Below are 22,480 nucleotides of genomic sequence, written 5' to 3'. Positions count from 1 at the left end.
CCTCTCCGGCATTCAGACAATTCATCAAAGCATGCCCATCACGCTCCTTCACCGGCTCGCCGCCGCCACTCTGCCCTGCAACATCGAAGGCGGCCGCAACGTCGATGCCGTACGCATTCTGGTGATGGCGGGGCATATCAAGGCGACCATTCCGGCGCCGGTCCGCACGCTCGATGGTTACGTGCAACCCATCGCCACGGTCACAGCGATCACGCCGCTGGGCCAGACGATGTTGAGAAAGTTCGTGCCGCCGGGCGGGCGCAAACCCTGACGCTGCGCTGCAGCCACTTGCCCACCCTCAATCGACTTTCGACTCGGCTTCCTGCAGCAACCGCCACATCACCTTGCCGCTGCCGCTCTTGGGCAGCGCATCGACGAACTGCACCTTGCGCGGGATCTTGTAGACCGCCATGTTCTCGCGGCACCAGTCGATGATCTGCTGCTCGGTCGTGTCCTTGTGCGTAGCGCGCAGCACCACCATCGCCTTGACCGATTCGCCGCGGTAGTCGTCCTTCATCGAAATGACGCACGCCTCCTGGATCGCGGGGTTGCGGAACATCAGCAACTCGACCTCGGCTGGCCACACCTTGAAGCCGCTCGCGTTGATCATTCGCTTCAATCTGTCGGTCATGAAGAAGTAGCCGTCTTCGTCGACACGGCCCATGTCGCCAGTGCGAAAGAAGCGCTTGCCCTCGAACTCGATGAACGCCGCCGCCGTGGCATCCGGCCGCTTCCAGTAACCCTGGAACACCTCGGGCCCGTGCGTGATGATTTCGCCCGACTCGCCCACGCCCAACTCCTTGAGCGTGTCGGGGTCGATCACGCGCGAATCGGTGCTCATGTACGGGATGCCGAGACACTGCTGCTTGGGATGCTCGAACGGATTGGCGTGTGACGGCGCGGCTGTCTCTGTCAGGCCATAGCCTTCCTGGTACTTCAGGCCGAACTGCTCCAGCAGCCGCTGCGCCACCGCCTGCGGCATCGCCGCGCCGCCGCCACCGATGTAGGTCAGGCTGGTGAGGTCGTAGCTTGCGAAATTCGGGCTGGCCATCAGGTCGATCACCATCGTCGGGATGTTGGTCCAGCTCGAGACCTTCCAGCGCGAGATGAGCCGCCCCGCCACTTCACGATCCCAGCGCGGCATGATGACCAGCGTGCCGCCGAACAGGATCGACGTGTGCATCATGCTGACCGTGCCGGTGATGTGGAACATCGGCACCACGGCCAGGACGATCGCCTCTGCCGAACCCAGACCCCACAACTGGCCGGCGAAGGCGTTGTGATTCAGGCTCGAGTGGTTGTGGATGCACCCCTTGGGCAAGCCTGTGGTGCCGCTGGTGTAGGGCAGCAATGCCATGTCGTTGGCGCCGACTACATGCTCCGGCGGTGCATGGCCGGCGCTCAACGCGTCGGTCCACGTCATGGTCTTTCCGTTGGCGAGTTCGGGCAGCGGATGGCGGGTAAGCAGCCAGTCGCGCCAAGCGGGTGCAGGCGCCTCGTCGCCGCTGACTTCGGCATCGAAGGTGTCGGTGAACTGCGTGACGATCATGTGCGCCAGGCGGTCCTTCGCGTCCAGCGCGTTGCTGGCCTTGGCCAACTCCGGTGCCAGGTCGCCGGTGGTGATCGCGACCTTGGCATCGGGGTCGGTGATGTAGTGCTTGAGCTCCTCGGCACGGTTCATCGGGTTGACCGGCACCACCACCGCATTGGCTCGGAGGATCGCGAAGTGCGAGATCACCAGCTGCGGGCAGTTCTGCATGTCCAGCACCACGCGGTCGCCGCGCCTCACACCCAGCGCGTGCAGCGTTCCAGCGAGCCGATCGACCTGCGCCGCGAACTCGCGGTACGTGATCACGCTGCCAAAAAACACCAGTGCCGCCTTGTCCGGGAACCGCGCGGCGGAGGTCGCAAGGTTGTGCCACAGCGAGGTCGCGGGCACGGTGATCGAATGAGGCAGGCGCTGCGGCCAGAATTTGTAGTGCGGGCGATCCATGTGTTTCTCAGTCGAAAAATTAAGTCGGTTCAGGTCAGGCCCGGGAAGCCGGCAGCCTACGCCCGCGGGTGGATTCGCCGCATCGGGGATGCCCCGATGGCGTCACCTTGGCGACCCGCATTCGGCACCGCGGCAAGGTGAGCGACCGGTCGATCTTCCTGCATCAGGGCAAGGTGCACGAGATGGGCCCGCCGACCGAGTTGTTCAGCACCCCCCAGACGCCTGAACTGAGGCACTTCAGGCGGTGCGCAATGGCGTCAGCGCTGCGAAACTTTTGCGTGGAGATCCTTCTAAAGTTGAAGGCTTCATGTTCCCCAAAAGGCCACAGCTCATGACTTCAACCCAAAACCGACCATCAACCCGCCCCGGTGTCGCTGACAAGCGACGCGTTTTTCAGCAGCTGCACACGTCGGGATGCTTCGCCCTTCCAAACCCCTGGGACGTCGGCAGCGCGCGCTATTTGCAAGGCCTCGGCTTCAAGGCGTTGGCAACGACCAGCTCAGGTTTTGCATGGTCGCGTGGTGAGCCTGATGGCGCGGCCTCGCGCGACGCGGTGCTGGCGCATTTGCACGAGATCGTCGAGGCTTGCGACCTGCCGGTGAATGCCGATTTCGAAAGCGGCTTCGCGCCCGATGCTGCCGGCGTGGCAGAGAGCGTTCGGCTCGCGATAGAGACCGGCATCGCCGGCGTGTCGATCGAAGATTCCACCGGCAGCGCCGCCAGCCCGCTGCACGACATCGACACCGCGGTGGCGCGGATGCGTGCCGCACGCGGCGCCATCGACAAGGCAGGCGGCGACTGCCTGCTGGTCGGCCGGGCCGAATGTTTTCTGGTCGGCCGACCCGACCTCGACGAAACGATTCATCGCCTTCGAGCCTACGCCGCAGCCGGCGCCGATTGCCTCTATGCGCCCGGCATCAAGACCCGCGAGCAGATCGCGGCCGTGGTCGCTGGCGTGGCGCCCAAGCCGGTCAATCTGCTGATCGGCTCGACAAGCGATCTCACGATGGCCGAAGTGGCGGAGCTGGGTGTGCGACGCGTCAGCGTGGGTGGCGCGCTGGCACGAGCGGCCTGGGGCGCTTTCTCGAACGCTGCCAAACTGATAGCCGAACAAGGCAGCTTCGACGGCTTCGCCCAGGCCGCTTCGGGCAACGAACTCGACAATTTTTTTCGCGCGGACCGCGCGGGCCGTGCATAACGCCAATCAACGCAACCCTTCATGAACCTGATGCTTTCCCAACGGCCGTCCCCTCGGTTTTCCGATCAGATTTCCCGCCGCCGCCTGGTCGGTGCGACGCTCCTGGCTGCGGTGCTGCCGGCCAGTGCCCCTGCCTTCGCAGGCTTCAACTTCTTCACGAACGAATACACCGCCAGCCGCGTCGAACTGCAGGCGCAGATCGTCAGGCATTTTCCAGTGGCGCAACGCTATGCGGAGCTGTTCACCGTCGGCTTGCGTGAGCCGCAGTTGAGCCTCGACGCACGCGGCAACAGGGCGACCGTTACGGCGGTGTTGTCGATCGCCAGCCCGCTGATGCGGCCATCCCCGATGGAGGGCATCGTCTCCGTGAGCAGCGCGCTCAAGTACGACGTGGCTACGCGTTCGCTGCGCCTCGACCAGCCGAAAGCCGAACGCCTCGAACTACAAGGGGTGGGCGGCAGAGATGCAGAGCGCGTGCAGCAGATCGGCGCCATCGTTGCGCAGGAGTTGTTGCGTGACCAGGTGCTGCGCAGCTTCACCGCAGAGGAACTCACCGTCGGCCGCAAGACCTACGAGATCGGCGACATCACGGTGGTCGACGACGGGATCAAGGTGCAGTTGCGTTAGGCCCGCTCAGACCGCGTGCAGATGCTGATACAGGATGGTCGAGCCGATGCCGATCAGCACCACGCCACCCAGGGCCTCGGCCCAGCCGCCCGCGATTTTTCCGAGCACACGGCCGACCATCACGCCGATCGTCACCATGATGAAGGTCGCGAAGCCGATCGCGGCGGCAATGGGAAAGATGTTGACGTTGAGGAAAGCCAGCCCGACGCCGACCGCCATGGCATCGATGCTGGTCGCAAAGCCGGTGGTCGCCAACACCCAGAAGGAGTGGCGCGTCGGCTTCTCATCCTCTTCTTCGGCAGGCGTCTTCAGGCCCGCGTAGATCATGCGGACGCCTAGAACGCCGAGCAATGTGAAAGCGATCCAGTGATCCCAGGCATTGACGTAGTCGGCGGCTGCATGGCCCAGCACCCAGCCGATCATCGGGGTGATCGCTTCGATGACGCCGAAGATGAGCCCGGTGCGCAGCGCCTCGGACCAGCGCGGGTTCTGTAGGGCCGTTCCTTTGCCGACGGCGGCGGCAAACGCGTCGGTCGACATGGCCAGCGCGAGCAACGCTATTGCGGCGAAATTCATGGTGGGAAATACTTTTTATTGGCTCGGTCGGGCAAGAACAGAGGCGTGTCATCACTGCCCGACTCGCATCGTGCTGACACGCCAATGGTCTCGCCAACCTGCAAAGGCTGCCTGCGCCACAGCGTGCAGGGTGCACGCCGAGTATGTTGACGCAGGCGCTTCCGTGAAACGGAAGCCGGCTACTCCCCAATGGGAAGGTTAGTGTAGGTGCTCGAGCACGCCGCGGTGCTTTACGTCGCGCAAAATTCTGTAGAGCGAAGGCACTGGGACAACCGTCAGGTGTCGCTCCACTTGCGCAACAGGTTGTGGTAGGTGCCAATCAAGGTACGGCGCGCCCGCTCGTCGGCGCCGCTCTGGTTGAGCCGCTGGATCGCGGTGTCCATGTCGAACAGCAACGCGCGATCACCGGCATCGCGCACCAGGCTTTGCACCCAGAAGAAGCAGGCGACCCGCACGCCCCGTGTGATCGGCGTGACCTGATGCACGCTGGTCGCCGGATAGACGACGAGATCGCCAGCGGCCAGCTTGACGCTCTGCATGCCGTGTGTGTCTTCCATCTGCAGTTCCCCGCCGTCGTAACTTTCCGGGTCGGAAAGGAACAACGTCGCAGAAAGATCGGTGCGCAGCTTGCGGCCGGTATGCGGATGAATGCGCACGCCACCATCGACGTGCAGGCCAAAGGTCATGCCCTCGCTGTAGCGGTTGAACATCGGCGGGTACAGCAGGTTGGGCAACGCCGCGCTGATGAAGGTCGGGTTGCGCTCTAGCGCGGCGGCCACGATGTCCTGGCACGCATGCGCCACTTCGGCACGCTCGTCGATCTGCTGATTGAACTTGACCGGCGCACCCTGGTGGCCGGCCGTGGCGCGACCGTCGACCCAGGCATCGCCCGCTGCGTCGAGCCGAGTGCGCACCGCGGCCAGCGCATCGGCATCGAGAACTTTCGGAATGCAGACCAGCATGAGGGCAGTTTTGGCGCTGTCAAAAACGGTAGTTGAGCGACACCGTGGCCGATCGACCCGAACCCGGCACGGAGCGCCCTGCATCGGACGGAATCAAGGCATCGTAGTAGTACTTGTTCGACAGGTTGAACAGGTTCAGGCGAATGTCGTACTTGGGCTGATGGTAAGCCAGCAGCGCGTCGAAGCGCACGTAGCCCGGCACCCGCACGAGATTGGTGTTGTTCGCGAACCGGTGCGCGTTGTAGGTGGCGCCGCCGCCCACTTCCCACTCAGGCGTGATGGCGTACGTCGCCCAGAAACTGGCCGAATCCTTCGGCGTGTTGGCAGGCGTCTTGCCGAGCGTGCCGGGTGCGATGCCCTCGATGATGGTGGCATCGAGGTGCGTGTAGGCGCCGAACAGCTGGAGCTGATCGGTGATGCGACCGGCGACGCCCGCTCGAGCACCGTTGACGCGCACTGTGCCCGTGGCCGTGTACGTGCCGTCGTTGTTTTGCGCGCGCGCATTGGTCTGCGTGATCTGGAACGCGGCGGCGCTGAAAGACAGATTGCCGTTCATCGTGTCCCACTTGCCGCCAACCTCGTACGACTTGTTTTTCTGCGGTGGCAGTGGCTGTGTGCCGCCCGTGGTCGCGACCAGTTGCTCGAGCGATGGATTGAACGACGTGCTGTAGGACGCGTAGTACGACTGCTCCGGGGTCGGCTGCCAGATGGCGCCCGCACGCACGCTGTTGAAATTGACCGTCTGCTGCTCGTAGCCAAGCGTCGTGGCGCTGGTGACGGTGTTCGCGACATCGGCCTTGTAGCGGTCGTGGCGCACACCCGCGACCAGCTTCCATTGCGGGCTCAGCTCGATCGTGTCGTTGACATAGGCAGCCACCGTCGTGGCTGTGGCGGTCGCCAGATTGCCCGGACGGCTCGGCGCGTTGAGTGGCGAATCGGTTTCGATGGGGAAAGCCAGCGGCGTGCAGGACACATAGCCGCTGGTGGTGCCCGCCGGGTTCAGTGCGACGCCACCACAGGTGCCGTTGCGGTAGTACGCCTGGTTGCGGTAGGTGTCCCGACCCAGTTCGAAACCTGTCAGCAGCGTGTGCTTGATCGATCCCGTGTCGAACTTGGTGCTCAGTTCCGTCAAATTGAAGAGCGACTTGTCGTTGATGACGCGGTCGTGGCTTTGCTGGCGCACCCACAGCTGCTCGATCGGCAGCGTGCTGGACACCGCTGCCGGCGCGGCGGTGGTGCCGGTCGACGATGCGATGAACGAGCCGTTCGCGGCGCGCCGGCCGATGTTCTGCGGCGATGTTTCACGCGCATCGGTCGTCACGTCGTTCAACTGCGTCTGGTTGCGGATCGTCGTTGTCGGCGTGATCTTGTGCGTGACCAGCGCGCCGAACGCCCGGATGTCGGAAATCGTACGGTCGTCGCTGTCGCCATACGCGGTGTTGCGATCGACCTTGGCCGGCCGGCCGTTGAGGCCGAGCACGCCGTAGTCCGGCATGTCGCGGTTGTGTTGAACCAGGGCCGACAAAGTGACTTGCGTCGGCGTCCCGATGCCCAACTTGAGCATCGGCGCGATGCCGACGTCTTGCAGGCGGGTCTGGTCGCGCGTGGTGGCATTGCCGTCCTGGCCCATCGCGGAGAGGTGAAAGGCCGATGTATCCGACATCGGCTGGTTGAGGTCGACGGTGGTGCGCACCAGCCCGGTGGTGCTGGCCGACACCGATGCTTCGGCGGATGGCGTCAGCGTCGGCCGTTTACTCACCTGATTGATGACGCCGCCGGTGCTGCCACGCCCGAACAGCATCGACGATGGCCCCATCAGAACTTCCACCGAATCGAGCGCGAAGATGTCGCGGTAGTACTGGGCTCGATCACGCGCGCCGTCGAGGTAGATGTCGGTGCGTGCCGAGAAGCCGTTCAGGTTGATGTTGGTGCCGATCTGGCCACCCTCGGCGCCGCCGATCGTCAACCCCGGCACGTTGCGCAATGCGCTCGCCAGCGATGTCGCGCCCTGTGACTGCATCAGCGCCTGGTTGATGACGGTGATCGACTGCGGAATGTCGCGCAGCTCGGCCGGCAGCCGGCTGATCGACGCCGCGTTCGGTCCGAAGCTGGCCTTGTCGGCCATGCCTTCGACCTTGATCTCGCGCAGCGTCGGCGGCGCCGACGTCGGTGCGGCGGGCGCCGCGGACGCAGGACTCAAGGCCGGCTGCGCTGCTTGCTGGGCCCAACCGCTGGAGACAGAAACAAGGGTGAGGAGCGCCAGAGCGATGGGCTTTCGGTGGCTTGGCAGGGTGTCGAGTCGGGTCATGGTTTCTTGTTTTCGATCGGGCGGCTGCGCGGTCGCGAAGATGCACCGGTCAGCGCCCGAATTTTGACTGCGAATCGTTCTTATTTGTTGTTAGCGTCGGCGTTGTGAACACGACGAGACAAGCAACAACAAAAACATTGACTAGTCAGGCTAAAGACAGGTTCATCTTTGGCCGTTCATGGAATTCTGAAGGCGGCCAAAGTCTCCGTGCAATCCCGTCGTCCAACACGATCGCAAACGACAAAAACGTATAAGTTGACGTCCTGAAACGTAGTAGCAGGCAACCCGATCGCGCTCTTACCATTCGCGTCGAGTGAGGTGCCTGACACCGAGCCGCAGAGACAAACGGCGCCGACCTGAAGCAGTCGGCGACCGTCAACGGAGACAGTCGATGAAACCAGACCTCGAGGTCGTTCAGATAGGACGCGCCCACTCCTTCAAGGCATGGGAGCACGGCTATCCGTTCAGGACCGTGCGCTGGCACTTCCACCCGGAGTGCGAACTCCATCACGTGGTGGAGACCACTGGCCGCTGTTTCGTCGGCGACTACATCGGCGATTTCGCGCCGGGCCATCTGGTGCTGACCGGTCCCAACCTTCCTCACAACTGGGTCAGCGATCTCGCCGCCGGCACGTCGGTGCCGCTGCGCGGCCGCGTCCTGCAGTTCAACGAGCAGTTCATCCGGGATGCGTCCGAAATCCTGCCTGAGCTTTGCTCGTTTCTTCCGGTGTTGGAAATGAGCCGGCGCGGCGTTCTTTTCACGCCAGCCACTGCCGCCATGGTCGGCCCGAAGATTCAGGAGTTGATCGGTGCGACCGACATCCGGCGCATCGAACTCTTCGCCTCGATCCTTGGCGCGCTCAGCCGGGACACGGGCAGCCGCCCAATGACCAGCAGCGACTACCACCCGGACCCGCATGGCTTCATGGCGAACGGGATCAACGCGGCGCTCGACTACATCCGCGCTCACCTGACCGAATCTTTCGGGGAACCCGAACTGGCCGTGATCTCGCGACTCAGCACCAGCGCCTTCTCGCGCAGCTTTCGCCGGCACACCGGCATGGCACTCGGTCAATACGTCAATCGGCTTCGCATCAACCTCTCGACGCAGCTTCTGATGAGCGATGACGACATGACGATCACCGACATCTGCTTCGCCTCGGGCTTCAAGAACATTTCCAATTTCAACCGGCAGTTTCTTCGGCAAAAGGGCATTCCGCCATCGCGCTTTCGAGCCTTGCTGGCCGAGAACGCCGGCATTGCCGAAGCGGCTTGAGAAAGGAGTTTCACATCGAGGCACCCAGGTGCTTGCGAAACAGTCAGAGAGAGAGAGAGAGAGAGAGAGAGAGAGAGAGAGAGAGAGAGAGATTTGCAACCCATGCCGGCAACCCCTTGCGCCGGCCATTCAAAGAAAAGAGACAACCCCATGAAGAAACTTTCCAGCCCTTCGTTCGGCGCAACCGCGCTCGCAATGGCAATCGGTCTCACGACCGGAACGGCAGCGTTTGCCGCACCCTCCGGCACCGTCGCTTTCCTGATGCCCGACCAGGCTTCGACGCGCTACGAACAGCATGACTTTCCCGGCTTCAAGGCCGAGATGAGCAAGCTCTGCGCGGACTGCAAGGTGCTCTATCAAAACGCCAACGGCGATGTCGCGCAGCAGCAGCAGCAATTCAACTCGGTGATCTCGCAAGGCGCCAAGGTCATCGTCCTGGACCCGGTGGATTCGACTTCCGCGGCGTCGCTCGTCAAGCTCGCCCAGAGCAAGGGCGTGAAGGTCATCGCATACGACCGTCCGGTGCCCACGACGCCGGCCGACTACTACGTGTCTTTCGACAACGAAGGCATCGGCAAGGCCATCGCCCAGTCGCTGGTGCAGCAACTCAAGGACAACAAGGTGCCGATGGACAAGGGTGGGCTGTTGCAGGTGAACGGCTCCCCCACGGATGCGGCTGCGGGACTGATCAAGAAAGGCATTCACGCCGGCCTGCAGGACAGCGGGTACAAGACACTGGCCGAGTTCGACACGCCTGAATGGGCGCCGCCCAAGGCACAGCAGTGGGTGAGCGGGCAGATCACCCGCTTCAGCACGCAGATCATCGGCGTGGTCGCCGCCAACGACGGCACGGGCGGGGGCGCCATCGCCGCCTTCAAGGCAGCCGGCGTGAACCCGGTGCCGACGGTTACGGGCAACGACGCCACGATCGCCGCCTTGCAGTTGATCATCTCGGGCGACCAGTTCAACACGATCTCCAAGCCAAGCGAGATCGTGGCAGCCGCAGCGGCCCGAGTCGCCGTCGGCTTCCTGGCCGGCGAGACGCCCAAGTCGGAAATGAAACTCTACGACACGCCTTCGCAACTCTTCGTACCCGCGGTCGTCACAGCGAAGAACCTGAAAGCGGAAATCATCGACAAGAAGATTGCCACGGCCAATGAACTTTGCACCGGGCGCTACGCCGACGGATGCAAGAAGCTCGGCATTTCCAACTGACGGACAGCAGGCTCCACCAGAAGGCTTCGAGTCGATGACCGATCCAACCCCCCCACGGCGTTCTGCAGGCGAACTGGTCTTGAGCCTGCGCAACGTTTCAAAGCGCTTCGGCGCAGTGTCAGCCCTGACGGACATCGACCTCGACGTTCACGCCGGTGAAGTGGTCGCGCTGGTCGGCGACAACGGCGCCGGCAAATCGACCCTGGTGAAGGTGTTGGCCGGCGTGCACCAGCCCAGCGCCGGGACCATTCACTTCGGCGGCAAACAGGTCACGCTCGACAACCCCGGCGCGGCGCTCGATCTGGGCATCGCCACCGTGTTCCAGGATCTGGCCTTGTGCGAGAACCTCGACGTCGTCGCCAACATCTACCTCGGGCGAGAGCTCAATGCCCTGTGCCTCGACGAGGTCGCGATGGAGGTCAAGGCCTGGACACTCCTCAACGAGTTGTCGGCCCGCATTCCGAATGTGCGCGATGTCGTCGCATCGCTGTCGGGCGGACAGCGCCAGACCGTGGCCATCGCACGCTCCCTGTTGCTGGACCCCAAGTTGATCATGCTGGACGAACCCACCGCGGCGCTGGGCGTCGCACAGACCGCCGAAGTGCTGAACCTGATCGAGCGGGTGCGCGATCGCGGACACGCGGTGATCATGATCAGTCACAACATGGAAGACGTCCGGGCGGTCGCGGACCGGATCGTCGTCTTGCGGCTCGGCCGCAACAACGGCGTGTTCTATCCCGATTCCTCCAACCAGGAATTGGTGGCCGCCATCACCGGCGCGACCGAGAACGCGGTGTCCCGCCGGGCCGGCCGGCGCCAGGAAGCGCAGCACGTCGACAAGCGGGAGAACGCATGACCACCGAAGCAAAAAACGTGTTGCAACCGCAGCCGCTGCTGGACCGCAGCGACGTCCGCGTCAAGCATGCTGAAGGCCTCGGCGGCACCGTCTCCGCCTTCGTCGAGCGCGTCCGCTCCGGCGACCTGGGCTCGCTGCCGGTGATCGTCGGCCTCGTCATTATCTGGACGGTTTTCACCAGCTTGAACCCGGTGTTTCTTTCGGCGGACAACCTGGTCAACCTGCTGTTCGATTGTTCGACCACGGGCGTCATCGCGCTGGGCATCGTCTGCGTATTGATGGTCGGGCAGATCGACCTTTCCGTCGGCTCGATGAGCGGCTTCGCTTCGGCTCTGCTCGGCATGCTCTGGGTCAATCAGGGCTGGCCGCTGCTGGTGGCGATCGTCGTCGCACTGCTGGTCGGTGGCTTGATTGGCGCGGTCTATGCCCTGCTTTTCAACCGGCTCGGCATGCCCAGTTTCGTCGCCACTTTGGCCGGCCTGCTGGCGATCCTCGGCCTGCAGCTGTACGTGCTGGGCAACAGCGGCTCCATCAACCTGCCCTACGGTTCGACGATGGTCGACTTCGGGCAAATGCTGGTCATGCCGGCCATCGTGTCGCACCTGCTGGCACTGGCGCCCGGTGCCGTGATCCTGCTGGTGGGGCTGCGCACCCGCACGCGCCGGCAGGCGGTCAACCTGTCGGCACCGTCGGTGGCGAGTCTGCTGGTTCGCGTCGGCGCCATCACGGTGTTGCTGGAGGTGGTGGTTGCCTACCTGAACCACGGACGCGGTGTGCCGCTGATGTTCGGCCTGTTTCTCGCGCTCGCAGTGGCCATGGACTACGCGCTGAAGCGCACGCGCTGGGGCCGCTCGATGAACGCGGTGGGCGGCAACCGAGAGGCTGCGCGCCGCGCGGGCATCAACGTCAACATGATCTTTACCAGCGCCTTCGTCCTCTGCGCGAGCCTGGCCTCGCTGGGCGGCGTGCTGACCGCGGCCCGTTTGGCCTCGGCCAGCCAGCAGGCCGGCACGGGCGACGTCAACCTGAACGCGATCGCCGCCGCTGTCATCGGTGGAACCAGTCTCTTTGGAGGTCGCGGCAGTGCCTATTCGGCGGTGCTCGGCATCATCGTGATCCAGTCGATCGCCAGCGGCCTGACGCTGCTCAACCTTTCTTCATCGCTGCGATTCATGATCACCGGCGCCGTGTTGGCGATCGCAGTGATCGTCGACTCGATCGCCCGCCAGTCACGCGTGTCGCATGGTCGATCGTGATCAGCCGAGCCAACCGAAAACTCACACCATGAACGAATCTTTCAAGGGTCGCGTTGCGGCCATCACCGGCGCGGCATCGGGCATCGGCCTGGAATGCGCACGCGCGCTGGTCGACGCCGGTGCCAGGGTCGTGCTCATCGACCGCGACGGCGACAAGCTGGCGCAAGTCTGCAAGGCGCTGGGGCCCGAAGCCCTGGCGCTGACAGTCGATCTGCTCAAGCCCGAAGAAAACTCGTCGATGTTGCCCAGGATCCTCGCGCTGGCGGGCGGCCTGCACATCTTCCATGCCAACGCCGGCGCCTATGTCGGCGGCGATGTCGTCGAAGGTCATCCCGACGAATGGGATCGCGTGCTCAACCTGAACGTGAACGCAGCGTTCCGATCGGTCCACGCCGTGCTGCCGCACCTGGTGGCGCAAAAGTCGGGCGACATCATCTTTACCAGTTCGATCGCCGGCATCGTCCCGGTTGCCTGGGAGCCGATCTACACCGCGTCCAAGTTCGCGGTGCAGGCGTTCGTGCACACCACGCGGCGGCAGCTTTCCAAGCATGGCGTGCGGGTCGGCGCGGTCGCACCCGGTCCGGTGGTGACCGCGCTGCTCGACGACTGGCCCAAGGCCAAGATGGACGAGGCATTGGCCTCCGGCAGCCTGATGCAGCCGAAAGAGGTCGCCGACTGCGTGATGTTCATGCTCACGCGACCGCGCAACGTGACGATCCGCGACATCGTCGTCCTGCCCAACAGCGTCGATCTTTGATGAAGCACCCGACACGCACAGCACCGGACGGATACGTCATCGGCGTAGACGTGGGCACCGGTAGCGCCCGGGCCGGCCTCTTCGACCTCGCGGGTCGCATGCTGGCATCCGCCAAGCAAGACATCGCTTTGTTTCAGGCACCGGGTTCGATCGTCGAACAGTCGAGCAACGAGATCTGGGCTGCCGTGTGCACGTCGGTCCGGAGCGCTGTGGCGCAGTCGGGCGTGTCGTTCGACCGGGTGGTCGGGATCGGCTTCGACGCCACGTGCTCGCTGGTCGTCCTCGGCCAAGGCGGCAAGCCGTTGCCGGTCGGTCCGAGCGACGACCCGGAGCGCAACATCATCGTCTGGATGGACCATCGCGCCGTGGCGCAGGCCGATCGGATCAATGCCATTGGCCACGATGTGCTCAAGTACGTCGGCGGCCGGATCTCTCCAGAGATGGAGACGCCGAAGCTGCTCTGGCTGCTGGAGAACAAACCCGCCGTCTTCGCCGACGCGTGGCAGTTCATGGACCTGACCGATTTCCTGACCTGGCGCGCGAGCGGCGACCTGTCACGGTCCACTTGCACGGTCACCTGCAAATGGACCTACCTGGCCCATGAAGACCGCTGGGACGCGAGTTACTTCCGCACCATCGGCCTGGACGTGCTGGCCGACGAGGCCTTCGAGCGGATCGGCAACAAAGTCGTCGCACCAGGCACGGCGCTGGGCAGCGGATTGACGCCGGCCGCGGCCAGGGAGCTCGGCTTGCCAACTGGAACGCCGGTCGGCGCTGGCGTCATCGACGCGCATGCTGGCGGCATCGGCACCGTGGGGGTCGACGGCGATCCTTTCTCTGCGCTGGCCTATGTCTTCGGCACCTCCTCATGCACCATGACCAGCACCCGTGCGCCGGTGTTCGTGCCGGGCGTCTGGGGGCCCTATTACTCGGCGATGGTGCCGCACACCTGGCTGAACGAAGGCGGCCAGTCGGTGGCCGGTGCTGCGATCGAACAGTTGTTGTCGATGCATCCGCTGGCGCCCGAAGCACGACAGCAGGCGCAAGCCGCGGGCCAGTCTCTGGCGACGATGCTGGCCGATATCGCCGCACAAAAGACCTGCAGTCTGTCCGACGCAGCGCGCCTGGCGGACGGTCTTCATGTCGTGCCGGAATTCCTCGGCAACCGGGCGCCGATGGCCGATCCGCATGCAAGGGCAGTGATCGTGGGTCTGGGCATGGCCAACGACATGGACAGCCTCATCGCGCTGTACATCGCGGGCATCTGCGGCATCGCCTACGGGCTGCGCCAGATCATCGAGGCACAGACCGCTGCCGGCGCTCCGATCGAGCGGATCATGATCAGCGGCGGTGCGGGGCGGCTTGATCTGGTGCGACAACTCATCGCGGACGCGACCGGCAAGGCCGTGGTCGCCACCGATGCCGAAGAGCCGGTGCTGCTGGGTGCCGCGATGCTGGGCAGCGTGGCGGCCCGTGCCTTCGACGATGTCGGCGCCGCCATGGCCGGCATGTCGCAAACAGGAAGGACTTTCCGCCCCGACACCGGCGCCATCGCCGAACTGCACCTGGCGCGCTTTCACGCCTTCGAGCAATTGCAAGCTCTGGCACGAGAGCTTCGGCAAAGACCTGACAAGGTCGACGCCCAGACCACCGTCGTCGCAATCGAGCCCGCAAACTGACACGGCGAGTTACCGGGCTGCACGGAGCGACCTCCATAATCGGCCGCCATGTCTTTCCAGTCGTCGTCCCCGCCCCGTGTTTCCGGCACCGTCGCGCCCGCCGCGGCTTCGTCTGCATCACCACCGTCGGCACCGTCCGACGGCGCCATCACCGACGTCGCCGGCATCGAAGTCGGTCACTTCTCTGACTCGCGCCGGCCTACCGGCTGCACCGTGATCATCGCGCGCGACGGCGCGGTCGGCGGTGTCGACGTGCGAGGTGCCGCCCCCGGCACGCGCGAAACCGACCTGCTCGCTCCCGGCAATTTCGTGCAGCAAGTGCACGCGGTGATGCTGGCCGGTGGCAGTGCGTGGGGGCTGGCCGCAGCGGATGGCGCCATGCGCTATCTCGAAGAACAAGGCGTCGGCCTCGACGTGCGCTTCGGCACCTTGCCGATCGTGCCGGCGGCCGTGCTGTTCGATCTGCCGATGGGCGATGCGCGCATTCGCCCCGATGCCGAGTCGGGCTACGCGGCCTGCGTCGCTGCGTCCCGCGCCGCACCCGCGGAAGGCAATGTCGGCGCGGGCAGCGGTGCGCTGGTCGGCAAACTTTTCGGCGTCGACCGCGCCATGAAGGGCGGCATCGGCACGGCCTCGGTCACGGTCAATGGCGTGACGGTGGGGGCGCTGATCGCGGTGAACTCACTGGGCGACGTGCTCGATCCGGACACGGCGCAAGTCGTTGCCGGCGCGCGCACCGCGGACGGCAAGTCACTGCTCGACACGCGCCGCGCTTTACTGCGCGGTGAAATGCCCAAACCCTTGCTGGCCGGCACCAACACCACCATCGGCGTGATCGCCACCGATGCGGTGCTGACCAAGGTGCAGGCGAATCGCCTGGCCAACGTGGCGCACGACGGCCTGGCCCGCGCCATCAATCCTGTCCATACGATGAGCGACGGCGACACGCTGTTCGTGCTGGCCACCGGCCGCGTCGCGCTGGCCGACGACGCACCCGGCATGACGGTGCTCGGCACCATGGCGGCCGAGGTCGTGGCGCGCGCAACCTTGCGCGCGGTGCGGGCAGCGCGATCGGTCAAGACGGACAAACTCGACATTCCTTCTGCGAGCGACCTGATGCGGTCTGGGCACTCGCCAGTGACACGCAACTGAACCCTCGACTGCATTCATGCCCAAGACATTCAAGCTGATCCTGCTTTCCATCCGCGACCTGATCGTGTCGGCCGGCCCGGTCGTCTTCATCGTGATCGCAGCGCTGGTCGCCGCGTATTGGTACCTCGACCCACAGCCACCCAAGCACGTGACGTTGGCGACCGGCCCGGCCGGCAGCGCGTACGCCGAGTTCGGCAAGCGCTATGCCAGCGCACTCAAAGCCAACGGCATCACCGTCGACCTGAAGACCACGAACGGCGCAGCGGACAACCTGCAGTTGCTGCGCAATGGCGAAGCCGACGTGGGCTTCGTGCGAGGTGGCGCCGCCGATGCGGGCGCTGACGAAGACGCCGGCCTGACCTCGCTCGGCAGTCTGTTCTATGAGCCGCTCTGGCTCTTCTATCGAACCGATGCCGCGCAAAAGATCGATCGCAAGACCAGCACGTTGACCTCGCTCGCGCAGTTGCGCGGCCTCCGCGTGAACGTCGACAAGGCCGGCAGCGGCGTGCCCGACATCATGGACAAGCTGCTGAAGGCCAACCACATCGACGAGACGACGATGCAGTTGTCCAACCTCGAACCGGCACCCGCCACCGAGGCGTTGCAGGCCGGCATGCTCGACGCCATCGTGCTCGCGTCGGCGCCGCAATCGCCGCTGGTGCAGCGCTTGTTGCGCGCACCCGGCATTCAGTTGATGGACTTTGGCCAGAGCGATGCGTATGCACGGCGCTTTCCGTTCCTATCCGCCGTGACGTTGCCGCGCGGCGTGGTCGACCTGGCATCGGACTTGCCGCCACACGACGTGTCGTTGGTCGCGGCGACCACTTCGTTGATCTCGCGGGAGCACACGCATCCGGCCTTGCGTCAGCTGTTCGCTGAAAGCGCGCAATCGATTCATGGCGGCGCTGGCTGGTTCAACCGGGCGCGCGATTTTCCGAACACCAAGACCAGCGAGTTGCCGGTAAGCCCCGAAGGCGATCGCGCCATCAACGGCACGCCACCATTCTGGCAACGCTACCTGCCCTTCTGGGCCAGCAACCTGGTCGAGCGCATGTGGCTGGTGCTCGGCGGCCTGGTCGTGCTGATGCTCCCCTTGAGCAAGATCGTGCCGCCGCTCTACCAGTTCCGGGTACGAAGCCGGGTGTTCCGCTGGTATGCGCGCCTGCGCGAGATCGAGACCAAGGTCGATGCGCACAAGGGCGACCGCGACGGCTTGCTCGATGAACTCGACGAACTCGATCGGGTGACGCACCGCATCACCGTGCCACTCTCATACACCGACGAGCTCTATGCTCTGCGGAACAACATCTATGCGGTGAGAAAGCGGCTGCTTGCGACCTGGCCGCGCAGTTCGCCGAAGGCATCGACAGCAACGGTGCCGAGCGCTTAGCGCATCAACGTTCCAGCCGCAGCAGCTTGCCGTTGTCGGTGAGGAGCCAGAGCCAGCCATCGGGGCCTTGCCGCACATCGCGAATGCGCTCGCCGCGATCGGCCAGCAAACGCTCGCGCGAGACGAACGTGTTGCCGTTCAGCGTGATGCGCCAGAGCGACGTCCCGGCCAGTGAACCGACAAACAGGTTGCCGTTCCAGCCGACGAGTTTGTCCCCGGTGTAGAAGGCGATGTTGCTGGGCGCGGTCGACGACTTGGCCGTGCCGGGCACCCACGCCGAGCCATCGCTCTTTTCCCAGTACGTCACTGGCTGCTCCATGCCGGCCTTGGCCGTGCCTTCGCCGACCTGCGTCAGGGTGCCGTACTCCTGGCCGTAGCTGATGATCGGCCAGCCGAAATTGCGGCCCGGGAGGTCCAGGTTGACCTCGTCGCCGCCCTGCGGTCCGTGCTCCGCTGTCCACAGATCGCCCGTCGCCGGGTTGATAGCCGCGCCCTGCGGGTTACGGTGTCCGTAGCTCCAGATGCCGGGCTGCGCCGGCGTCGGCGCAAAGCTCGGATTGCCAGGCGCCGCCGCGCCATCGGTGGTGAGGCGGACGACCTTGCCGTTGCCCCGGGTCAGGTCTTGCGCAAAGCCACGTTGCGAGCCGATGTCGCGCTCGCCCATCGTGACGAACAGATAGCCGTTGCGATCGAACACCAAGCGCGATCCGTAGTGGTTATTGCTGCCGGTTACCTTCGGGTCTTGCCGATAGATGACGATGACATTCGACAGCGCGCGATTGACCACATCGAGTTCGGCACGGGCCACCGCCGTTCCGTTGGCCGTACCGACTTTTTCGGCAAAGCTGAAGTAGATGCGACGGTTGCTTGCAAAGGCCGGGTCGAGCGCGACATCCAGCAAGCCACCCTGCCCGTCGGTGTCGACCGCCGGCACGCCGCTCACGCTGTCGGCGCCGTTGTTGACCGCAGTGCCATCGGCGTTGCGAATGCGCAGCTGGCCGGTGCGCTGCGTGATGAGCATCTTGCCGTCGGGCAAAAAGGCCAAGCTCCAGGGCGCCGTCAAACCAGTAGCGACTTCGACCACCTTCAACGGGCCGGGCTGCGGTGCGGGAGCGGGAGAAGGTGCAGGCGCTGCCACCGGTGCAGGCGCAGGCGCAGACGCAGCCGGCGGCGCAGGAGCAGGCGTCGTGCCTGATCCGGCAACGGCGAATCCAGCACTGCTCCCACCGCCTCCGCCGCCGCACGCGGCCACGCAAACCGACAGGGCCGTACCCAGTGTTCCCCACGAATGCGCAATGGTGATTGCCATGGATTCATGGTGACATTTCCCATTTGCAGCGGGCGTAAAAAAACCGCCTTGAAGCGGTTTCATTTGTAAGCGCAATGCAGCGCTGCGGGCTGTTGGCCTACTTGAGCGCCTTGTAGCGCATGCGCTTGGGCTTGGCGCCCTCCTCGCCCAGACGCCTCTTCTTGTCGGCCTCGTACTCCTGGTAATTGCCGTTGAAGAAAGTCCATTGGCTGTCGCCTTCGGCCGCGAGGATGTGCGTGGCGATGCGGTCCAGAAACCAGCGGTCATGGCTGATGACCATGACTGTGCCGGCGAACTCGAGCAACGCGTCTTCGAGCGCGCGCAAGGTTTCCACGTCCAGGTCGTTCGACGGTTCATCGAGCATCAGCACGTTGCCGCCGGCAATCAGTGTCTTGGCCAGGTGCAGGCGACCGCGCTCGCCGCCCGACAGCGTGCCGACTTTCTTTTGCTGGTCGGCGCCGTTGAAGTTGAAGCGACCGGCATATGCACGGCTCGCCATCTGGAACTTGCCGACGTTGATGATGTCCAGGCCGTTGGAGATGTCTTCCCACACGGTCTTCTGGTTCGCAAGTTCGTCGCGGTGCTGGTCGACGAAGGCGGCCCGGACGGTCGAGCCGATGATGACCTGGCCACTGTCGGGCTGCTCCTTGCCTGCGATCAGCTTGAACAGCGTCGACTTGCCGGCGCCATTCGGCCCGATGATGCCGACGATCGCGCCCGGTGGAACGGTGAAGCTCAAGTCGTCGATCAGCATCCGGTCACCGAAGGACTTGCTGACGTTGTGGAATTCGAACACCTGCTGACCGAGCCGCTCCGCCACAGGAATGAAGATTTCCTGCGTCTCGTTGCGCTTCTGGTACTCCATGTCGCTCAGTTCTTCAAAGCGCGCGAGACGCGATTTGCTCTTGGCCTGGCGCGCCTTGGGGTTCTGGCGCGACCATTCCAATTCTTTCTTTAGCGCCTTGGCGTGTGCTTCTTCGCCTTTTTGCTCTTGCGCCAGGCGCTCGCCCTTTTGCTCCAGCCACGTGCTGTAGTTGCCCTTCCACGGAATGCCGCGACCGCGGTCCATTTCCAGAATCCATTCGGCCGCGTTGTCCAGGAAGTAGCGGTCATGGGTGATGGCCACCACGGTGCCGACGAAACGCTTGAGAAACACTTCCAGCCACTCGACCGATTCGGCGTCCAGGTGGTTGGTCGGCTCGTCGAGCAGCAGCATGTCCGGCTTGGACAGCAGCAGGCGGCACAGCGCAACGCGGCGCTTTTCGCCGCCCGAGAGCAAGCCGATCGTCGCATCCCAGGGCGGCAGGCGCAGCGCGTCGGCAGCAATCTCCAATTGGTGCTCAGAGTCAGTACCGGCAGTGGCGATGACGGCTTCGAGCTGGGCTTGCTCGGTCGCCAGCGCGTCGAAGTCGGCGTCTTCGGCGCCATAAGCGACGTAGACCTCTTCGAGACGCGCCTTGGCCGCAAACACGGCGCCCATGGATTCTTCGACCGACTGGCGCACCGTGTGCTCGTTGTTGAGCTTGGGTTCCTGCTCGAGGTAGCCGATCGTCAGGCCCGGCATGGGCAGTGCCTCGCCCTCGTACTCCTTGTCGACGCCGGCCATGATCTTGAGCAGGGTCGATTTGCCCGAGCCATTGAGGCCGAGCACGCCAATCTTGGCGCCGGGGAAAAACGAGAGTGAAATGTCTTTCAAGAGCTGCCGCTTGGGCGGCACCGTCTTGCTGACACGGTTCATCGAATAGACGTATTGGGCCATCTGTATTGACTGCTTTGGATAAACGTTGGTTGCGCGAAAAGGTTGCGCGGGCGCTACGACGACTTTCTCGAAATCGGGCGCGGCAACCTCCGATTATCGACTCATGCGACAATCCACCCCGTTGCCGGGTCCAGTTGCCCGCTACACCGGCTCTCTGCCGGGGACAAGATGGCTTTTCGCATTCGCATGCAACAAGCTCTCGGCTCCCACTCCTGACCTTCATCTGCCCCTACTGGCTTCGCGTCGCACAAGACGTTGAGCGGGCCGATACCACTGCGCCGTGTAAGGCGCTTATTGTTTCCAATGAATTTTGATGATCTGAAGTTGGCTCCTGCCATCTTGAAAGCTGTGCACGAGCATGGCTACGACACCCCGACCCCCATCCAGGCGCAAGCCATTCCCGTGGTACTCGACGGGCACGACCTGCTCGGCGGTGCCCAGACCGGCACCGGCAAAACGGCGGCCTTCACGCTGCCGATGCTGCACAAGCTCACCTTGAGCGCCAGCGGCACCAACAAGTTCGGTGGCACCGCCATCCGCGCGCTGGTGCTGACCCCGACGCGTGAACTCGCGGCCCAGGTCGAGGAGTCCGTTCGCACCTACGGCAAGTACCTCGATCTCGAATCGACGGTGATCTTCGGCGGTGTCGGCATGAACCCGCAAATCAGCAAGCTGAAAAAGGGTGTCGACATTCTGGTCGCCACGCCGGGCCGCCTGCTCGACCTGCAGCAGCAAGGCATGCTCGACCTGTCGCAAGTGCAGATCCTGGTACTCGACGAAGCCGACCGCATGCTCGACATGGGCTTCATCCACGACGTGAAGAAGATCCTCGCACTGGTGCCCAAAGACAAGCAGAGCCTGCTGTTCTCGGCCACCTTCAGCGATGAAATTCGCGACCTCGCCGCCACGCTGCTGAAGAACCCGCAAAGTGTTCAGGTGACGCCGGCCAACACGACCGTGCAACGCATCACGCAGACCATTCACCCGGTCGGCCGCGGCAAGAAGAAGGCGCTGCTCGCGCACGTGATCAACGAGCACAACTGGAGCCAGGTGCTGGTGTTCACCCGCACCAAGTTCGGTGCCAACAGCGTGGCCGAGTTCCTGACCAAGAACGGCATCCAGGCGATGGCGTTGCACGGCAACAAGAGCCAGAGCGCGCGCACGCAAGCGCTGGCCGGGTTCAAGAGCGGTGACATCCGCGCGCTGGTGGCGACCGACATCGCAGCACGCGGCATCGACATCGACGAGTTGCCGCACGTCGTCAACTTCGAAATCCCGAACGTCAGCGAAGACTACGTACACCGCATCGGCCGCACTGGCCGTGCCGGTTCGAGCGGCGAGGCAGTGAGCTTCGTGTGCCTGGACGAAGAAGGTTTCATGCAGGAGATCGAGCGCTTCACCAAGCAGCAGATTCCGGTGAAGATCGTCGAAGGCTTCGGCCCCGAAGAAGGCGAACGCGCCGAGCCGATCGCCATGGGTCGCCAGACGATCTGGGGCGGTGCCGGTCGTCCGCCGAGCCGTGATGTGATGCAGGCTGCGGCCAAGGCCGCACGTACCGAAATGCTCAGCCGTATTCGCGAGAACAAGGCCGGCCAGGGCGGTGAGCGCTCGGGCGGTGGTGGCGGTGGAAATGGCGGCGGTGGTGGCGGTCAACGTCGCGGCGGTGGCGGCGGCGGTGGCCAGGGCCAAGGCCAGGGCCGCAATGCCAACGGCGGTGGCCAGGGTCCACGTGGCCCGGGTGGTCGCGCACCGCAAGGTCAAGGTCGCGGCCCGCAAGGCCCGGCACGTGCGCCGCATCACGCGCCATTCGCGCCGCGTGAACCTCGCGAAGCACGTGAGCCACAGGGCTCGCTCGATGAGCGCCAGCCGCGTCATCACGGCAACAGCCACAGCCCGACCCAGGCCAATCAGGTAGCGCATCAGCGCGCCGAGTCGATCACGAGCGGCGTCGAGGGTCAACCGGATCCGTTGCGCACGAGCGTCGACCACATGGGCGCCGGTCGCGGACGCGGCGGCCGATCTGGTGGCGGTGGTGGCGGTGGCGGCTACGGCGGCAACCGTTCGGGCGGCGGTGGTCGTTCGGGCGGCGGCGGAGGCTACGGTGGCGGTGGTGGCGGCGGCGGTGGCCGTTCGTTCGGCCGCTGATCGCGGACCGCATCACGAACAA

The 22,480-nt window shown here is 64.5% G+C and carries 18 protein-coding genes and 1 riboswitch; of the genes, 12 read left to right on the top strand and 6 right to left on the bottom strand.

Going from position 1 to position 22,480, the window contains the following annotated elements; translation table 11 throughout:
- Positions 1 to 31: 31 nt before the first annotated feature.
- The gene (locus H7F36_RS12955) at positions 32 to 271 is read left to right on the top strand and encodes a hypothetical protein (RefSeq protein ID WP_187051203.1); all 240 of its coding nucleotides are present in this window, start codon (positions 32 to 34) and stop codon (positions 269 to 271) included.
- Between the two features lie 27 nt (positions 272 to 298).
- Here the strand turns inward: H7F36_RS12955 and H7F36_RS12950 are convergent, their stop codons facing one another.
- Positions 299 to 1,993: a long-chain fatty acid--CoA ligase gene (locus H7F36_RS12950; protein WP_187051202.1), complete on the bottom strand. Its 1,695-nt coding sequence runs from the start codon at positions 1,991 to 1,993 to the stop codon at positions 299 to 301.
- 331 nt (positions 1,994 to 2,324) lie between these two features.
- Here H7F36_RS12950 and H7F36_RS12945 point away from each other — a divergent pair, with 331 nt between their 5' ends.
- Both H7F36_RS12945 and H7F36_RS12940 read left to right on the top strand, forming a co-directional pair.
- On the top strand, positions 2,325 to 3,191 hold the full coding sequence (locus tag H7F36_RS12945; RefSeq protein ID WP_187051201.1) for an oxaloacetate decarboxylase: 867 nt from the start codon (positions 2,325 to 2,327) through the stop codon (positions 3,189 to 3,191).
- A gap of 21 nt (positions 3,192 to 3,212) precedes the next feature.
- The gene (locus tag H7F36_RS12940; protein WP_261802267.1) at positions 3,213 to 3,818 is read left to right on the top strand and encodes a DUF1439 domain-containing protein; all 606 of its coding nucleotides are present in this window, start codon (positions 3,213 to 3,215) and stop codon (positions 3,816 to 3,818) included.
- A gap of 6 nt (positions 3,819 to 3,824) precedes the next feature.
- On the opposite strand, the gene mntP is transcribed toward H7F36_RS12940, so the two are convergent.
- The 3 genes from mntP to H7F36_RS12925 form a co-directional block, all read right to left on the bottom strand.
- Complete coding sequence (gene mntP / locus H7F36_RS12935; RefSeq protein WP_187051200.1) at positions 3,825 to 4,394, bottom strand: manganese efflux pump MntP; 570 nt, start codon at positions 4,392 to 4,394, stop codon at positions 3,825 to 3,827.
- Between the two features lie 22 nt (positions 4,395 to 4,416).
- Positions 4,417 to 4,594, bottom strand: a riboswitch (yybP-ykoY riboswitch).
- A 75-nt stretch (positions 4,595 to 4,669) separates the two neighbouring features.
- Positions 4,670 to 5,356 carry a Fe2+-dependent dioxygenase gene (locus H7F36_RS12930; protein ID WP_187051199.1) on the bottom strand — a complete coding sequence of 229 codons (687 nt, stop codon included), beginning with the start codon at positions 5,354 to 5,356 and terminating at the stop codon, positions 4,670 to 4,672.
- Positions 5,357 to 5,375: 19 nt separating this feature from the next.
- The gene (locus H7F36_RS12925; RefSeq protein ID WP_187051198.1) at positions 5,376 to 7,664 is read right to left on the bottom strand and encodes a TonB-dependent receptor; all 2,289 of its coding nucleotides are present in this window, start codon (positions 7,662 to 7,664) and stop codon (positions 5,376 to 5,378) included.
- Positions 7,665 to 8,055: 391 nt separating this feature from the next.
- Between H7F36_RS12925 and H7F36_RS12920 the strand changes: the two genes are divergently transcribed.
- The 8 genes from H7F36_RS12920 to H7F36_RS12885 all read left to right on the top strand — a co-directional run bounded on the left by H7F36_RS12920 (position 8,056) and on the right by H7F36_RS12885 (position 17,245).
- Positions 8,056 to 8,940 carry an AraC family transcriptional regulator gene (locus tag H7F36_RS12920; protein ID WP_187051197.1) on the top strand — a complete coding sequence of 295 codons (885 nt, stop codon included), beginning with the start codon at positions 8,056 to 8,058 and terminating at the stop codon, positions 8,938 to 8,940.
- 150 nt (positions 8,941 to 9,090) lie between these two features.
- Positions 9,091 to 10,155, top strand: a complete 1,065-nt coding sequence (locus H7F36_RS12915; protein ID WP_187051196.1) for a sugar ABC transporter substrate-binding protein — start codon at positions 9,091 to 9,093, stop codon at positions 10,153 to 10,155.
- 34 nt (positions 10,156 to 10,189) lie between these two features.
- Positions 10,190 to 11,011 carry an ATP-binding cassette domain-containing protein gene (locus tag H7F36_RS12910; protein ID WP_187051195.1) on the top strand — a complete coding sequence of 274 codons (822 nt, stop codon included), beginning with the start codon at positions 10,190 to 10,192 and terminating at the stop codon, positions 11,009 to 11,011.
- On the top strand, positions 11,008 to 12,267 hold the full coding sequence (locus tag H7F36_RS12905) for a sugar ABC transporter permease (RefSeq protein WP_187051194.1): 1,260 nt from the start codon (positions 11,008 to 11,010) through the stop codon (positions 12,265 to 12,267). The genes H7F36_RS12910 and H7F36_RS12905 overlap by 4 nt, the downstream gene beginning before the upstream one ends.
- A gap of 28 nt (positions 12,268 to 12,295) precedes the next feature.
- Positions 12,296 to 13,024 (top strand): SDR family oxidoreductase, encoded by a 729-nt coding sequence (locus H7F36_RS12900; RefSeq protein ID WP_187051193.1) that lies wholly within the window; start codon positions 12,296 to 12,298, stop codon positions 13,022 to 13,024.
- Positions 13,024 to 14,703, top strand: a complete 1,680-nt coding sequence (locus tag H7F36_RS12895; RefSeq protein WP_187051192.1) for an FGGY-family carbohydrate kinase — start codon at positions 13,024 to 13,026, stop codon at positions 14,701 to 14,703. The genes H7F36_RS12900 and H7F36_RS12895 overlap by 1 nt, the downstream gene beginning before the upstream one ends.
- Before the next feature lie 48 nt (positions 14,704 to 14,751).
- Positions 14,752 to 15,855, top strand: a complete 1,104-nt coding sequence (locus H7F36_RS12890) for a P1 family peptidase (protein ID WP_187051191.1) — start codon at positions 14,752 to 14,754, stop codon at positions 15,853 to 15,855.
- Between the two features lie 16 nt (positions 15,856 to 15,871).
- Positions 15,872 to 17,245, top strand: a complete 1,374-nt coding sequence (locus H7F36_RS12885) for a TAXI family TRAP transporter solute-binding subunit (RefSeq protein ID WP_187051190.1) — start codon at positions 15,872 to 15,874, stop codon at positions 17,243 to 17,245.
- 4 nt (positions 17,246 to 17,249) lie between these two features.
- Here the strand turns inward: H7F36_RS12885 and H7F36_RS12880 are convergent, their stop codons facing one another.
- Both H7F36_RS12880 and ettA read right to left on the bottom strand, forming a co-directional pair.
- Complete coding sequence (locus tag H7F36_RS12880; protein WP_187051189.1) at positions 17,250 to 18,554, bottom strand: PQQ-dependent sugar dehydrogenase; 1,305 nt, start codon at positions 18,552 to 18,554, stop codon at positions 17,250 to 17,252.
- Positions 18,555 to 18,651: 97 nt separating this feature from the next.
- The gene (gene ettA / locus H7F36_RS12875) at positions 18,652 to 20,313 is read right to left on the bottom strand and encodes an energy-dependent translational throttle protein EttA (protein WP_187051188.1); all 1,662 of its coding nucleotides are present in this window, start codon (positions 20,311 to 20,313) and stop codon (positions 18,652 to 18,654) included.
- Between the two features lie 303 nt (positions 20,314 to 20,616).
- Here ettA and H7F36_RS12870 point away from each other — a divergent pair, with 303 nt between their 5' ends.
- Positions 20,617 to 22,458 carry a DEAD/DEAH box helicase gene (locus tag H7F36_RS12870; RefSeq protein ID WP_187051187.1) on the top strand — a complete coding sequence of 614 codons (1,842 nt, stop codon included), beginning with the start codon at positions 20,617 to 20,619 and terminating at the stop codon, positions 22,456 to 22,458.
- Positions 22,459 to 22,480 lie beyond the last annotated feature (22 nt).

This window comes from Variovorax sp. PAMC28562 (assembly GCF_014303735.1).
Lineage (GTDB): Bacteria > Pseudomonadota > Gammaproteobacteria > Burkholderiales > Burkholderiaceae_C > Variovorax.
The sequence above is the reverse complement of the archived record's forward strand: the minus strand, read 5'-3'. Positions and strand labels throughout refer to the sequence as shown.

Excerpts from the sequence above, each read along its gene's own strand:
- H7F36_RS12955 (WP_187051203.1), top strand. The coding sequence starts at position 32 with ATGCCCATCACGCTCCTTCACCGGCTCGCCGCCGCCACTCTGCCCTGC.
- H7F36_RS12950 (WP_187051202.1), bottom strand. The coding sequence starts at position 1,993 with ATGGATCGCCCGCACTACAAATTCTGGCCGCAGCGCCTGCCTCATTCG.
- H7F36_RS12945 (WP_187051201.1), top strand. The coding sequence starts at position 2,325 with ATGACTTCAACCCAAAACCGACCATCAACCCGCCCCGGTGTCGCTGAC.
- H7F36_RS12940 (WP_261802267.1), top strand. The coding sequence starts at position 3,213 with ATGAACCTGATGCTTTCCCAACGGCCGTCCCCTCGGTTTTCCGATCAG.
- mntP (WP_187051200.1), bottom strand. The coding sequence starts at position 4,394 with ATGAATTTCGCCGCAATAGCGTTGCTCGCGCTGGCCATGTCGACCGAC.
- H7F36_RS12930 (WP_187051199.1), bottom strand. The coding sequence starts at position 5,356 with ATGCTGGTCTGCATTCCGAAAGTTCTCGATGCCGATGCGCTGGCCGCG.
- H7F36_RS12925 (WP_187051198.1), bottom strand. The coding sequence starts at position 7,664 with ATGACCCGACTCGACACCCTGCCAAGCCACCGAAAGCCCATCGCTCTG.
- H7F36_RS12920 (WP_187051197.1), top strand. The coding sequence starts at position 8,056 with ATGAAACCAGACCTCGAGGTCGTTCAGATAGGACGCGCCCACTCCTTC.
- H7F36_RS12915 (WP_187051196.1), top strand. The coding sequence starts at position 9,091 with ATGAAGAAACTTTCCAGCCCTTCGTTCGGCGCAACCGCGCTCGCAATG.
- H7F36_RS12910 (WP_187051195.1), top strand. The coding sequence starts at position 10,190 with ATGACCGATCCAACCCCCCCACGGCGTTCTGCAGGCGAACTGGTCTTG.
- H7F36_RS12905 (WP_187051194.1), top strand. The coding sequence starts at position 11,008 with ATGACCACCGAAGCAAAAAACGTGTTGCAACCGCAGCCGCTGCTGGAC.
- H7F36_RS12900 (WP_187051193.1), top strand. The coding sequence starts at position 12,296 with ATGAACGAATCTTTCAAGGGTCGCGTTGCGGCCATCACCGGCGCGGCA.
- H7F36_RS12895 (WP_187051192.1), top strand. The coding sequence starts at position 13,024 with ATGAAGCACCCGACACGCACAGCACCGGACGGATACGTCATCGGCGTA.
- H7F36_RS12890 (WP_187051191.1), top strand. The coding sequence starts at position 14,752 with ATGTCTTTCCAGTCGTCGTCCCCGCCCCGTGTTTCCGGCACCGTCGCG.
- H7F36_RS12885 (WP_187051190.1), top strand. The coding sequence starts at position 15,872 with ATGCCCAAGACATTCAAGCTGATCCTGCTTTCCATCCGCGACCTGATC.
- H7F36_RS12880 (WP_187051189.1), bottom strand. The coding sequence starts at position 18,554 with ATGGCAATCACCATTGCGCATTCGTGGGGAACACTGGGTACGGCCCTG.
- ettA (WP_187051188.1), bottom strand. The coding sequence starts at position 20,313 with ATGGCCCAATACGTCTATTCGATGAACCGTGTCAGCAAGACGGTGCCG.
- H7F36_RS12870 (WP_187051187.1), top strand. The coding sequence starts at position 20,617 with ATGAATTTTGATGATCTGAAGTTGGCTCCTGCCATCTTGAAAGCTGTG.